The organism is uncultured Nitrosomonas sp. (assembly GCF_902826915.1).
GTDB lineage: Bacteria > Pseudomonadota > Gammaproteobacteria > Burkholderiales > Nitrosomonadaceae > Nitrosomonas.
In genome coordinates this window covers 1-2,353 of sequence record NZ_CADEGP010000127.1, presented here as the reverse complement: position 1 = coordinate 2,353, position 2,353 = coordinate 1, and the positions used below count along the sequence as shown (strand labels likewise).

General features: G+C 39.8%; 1 protein-coding gene and 1 pseudogene. Both read left to right on the top strand.

All coding sequences use genetic code 11. The annotated features are described in order from the left end of the window. Positions 1-131: 131 nt before the first annotated feature. Positions 132-542: pseudogene (locus QZV86_RS13645) on the top strand (transposase); the annotation flags it as partial. Between the two features lie 963 nt (positions 543-1,505). Beyond that, complete coding sequence (locus QZV86_RS13640) at positions 1,506-2,153, top strand: PEP-CTERM sorting domain-containing protein (protein ID WP_295629263.1); 648 nt, start codon at positions 1,506-1,508, stop codon at positions 2,151-2,153. Positions 2,154-2,353 lie beyond the last annotated feature (200 nt).

The window sequence follows — 2,353 nt, the reverse complement described above, 5'->3', positions numbered from 1 at the left end:
TTGCGCGTTATTGAAGTTGCTGAATCCGGCGTAGATGCAGAAACACGCTGGGTTAAAAAAGGCGGTAGATCTGTTTTTGATTATAAACAGCATACGCTGGTTGATAATAATGGCTTGGTTTAGCTGTTGAAACCACTGCGGCCAATCAACATGCCAGCAAACCGCTACTGACGCTGCTTGATAAAACCAAGATCGAACCGGGCACCCGGATTCATGCGGACAAAGCTTACTGTAGTCAGAAACACCGCGAAGCCTTGAAAGCACGTGGCATTCAGGATAAGGCAGTGAAGAACAGGCCGCTGACACAGCAGCAATTGCAACGCAATAGCTTGATTTCCAAAGCCCGGTATGTTGTAGAGCGAACCTTTGGTAGCCCGGCAAGCTGGTTTGGAGCCAAGGTGTTGCGTTACCGAGGCAAAGGCAAAACCAAAGCGCATGCCTGGCATATCTTACAAGCTATGGCATACAACCTAAAAAGGCTGCCCAGATTGTATGTTAATAGACAGATGCCATTGCAATCACAGGAGAAATGCGCCTTCTGAGCCGATAATCATCGATAAAAGTGATTGTTCGCGTGATTTCAGCAAGAAAATTACTAAAAAATACCCCGCTATCCACATAAAAATCAGAAATTGTAGCGAATTTGGAAATTCGTTGAATTTTGCAAGAGTCTCATGCTATCTAATAGATGTTGTATGTTGTTTAAATTAAGGTTTATTAAGCGAGCAGCAAAATTATCAAGGAGCAGTGAACCACTTGCGTGCTGGCGCACTTATAACGCTGCGCCACGTGTTCGATTAACCATTACATTGGCTATCAAGTTTCTGCCAGACCAAAACCGCTGTCGTATACAGCCAGCCTATCAGACTTGATTCTGATCATCGCTAAAAACATGTCAAAGAAGTGACCATAAAAGGACTGCAAAACTACTAGGTTATATTGCTGATTTATCCGGGAGTTTTATAGGACAAGTTGACTAGTTATTTAGTATCAATTGCGACAAATCTGCCATTCCCTGTATTTATTAAAACAAAGGCAATTGACCCATTTTTTACTATTATGGCACACCCGATATACGAAATAAGCATTAAAAATTAATTATTGATATCAATATGATAAATTATTTTGTGGCGATATTTGTTTCTGTTTCGAACATGAAAAAGTGTGCAGTATTCGTAAATTAAAAAGAACAATGATCAGCTGATAAAAAATTAGAAACTGCATCAAACATGTAGTGATTAGCCCAATTTGACTTAGGATTTTTATAGGACATTTCCCCATTTCTTGCAGTATGTTTTCAGGATATTCGTCTCTATTCTCAGCTGAATATTGAGCTTACTATATCTGCGTGGGTTATTTTGATTAAGTCTCTCGAAGAACTCGAAGCAAACGGTAATCTATTCCGCTTGCTGTGAGATTCTTCTAACCACAAATATAATCGGCTTATTCAGGGTTTCCTTAATGTGTTTTACAATTTTTATTAACAATTAGTTTTGGGGCATGCAATGAAAAATTCTTTACGACTATTAACAGTGTCCATGATTCTTTGGTCTGGTCTGTTTTCGATAGCCCATGTAAAAGCGGCTTCGACTTCATATGTAGATGCAGGGGCACCTGTTCAGAATACTTACACCTTTACAGCAACAACAACCGGTTATATCGGTGCTTACTTCCAATCGAGCTCAGCATCTTATACCAATACTTTATCATTACTTGTAAATGGCGTAGTTACACCAGAGTCATCTCTAGGTGTTTTAAATAATCAAACCTCAAGTGTGGGCGATTTTGTTAATCTTGGTTACGTCAATGTAGGGGATGTTCTTACATTCCAACTAAATGTTCTAGATACTGGGAATGTTTGGAACTCCAATTCCGCATCTAATGCTGATGGAATGAATCATGTCTACTCAACTGGGTTCTCTGGAGATGAAGTTCTTGGCATTCCTGCTGGTACCTATGTGGGATTTGAAGATTTATTTGGCGGCGGGGATCTTGATTATAACGATCAAGCATTTGTATTTACAAACATTAATACGTCGTCATTGTTAGCTGAGAACATAAGCCCAGTACCTGAACCAGAAACTTATGCCTTGTTGTTGGTAGGATTAGGGTTGATAGCTTTTGCGGCGCGTTCTAGAAAGATTAAAGCATAGTAAACTGGAGACTACATTTTTCCTGTTTAATCTCTTTTGGGATTAATTCCTCGCCCTTGTAGGGTAAACTGGTTGAAAATCAGTGGCTTGAAGAGCGCATTAATACCCCGTCGCTTGCGGCAGGGTATTAATGCGCTCTCCACGGAATAAATAGAGCTTACTCAAAAAGCATAACTAACTGATTGAGTTTAACAATATTG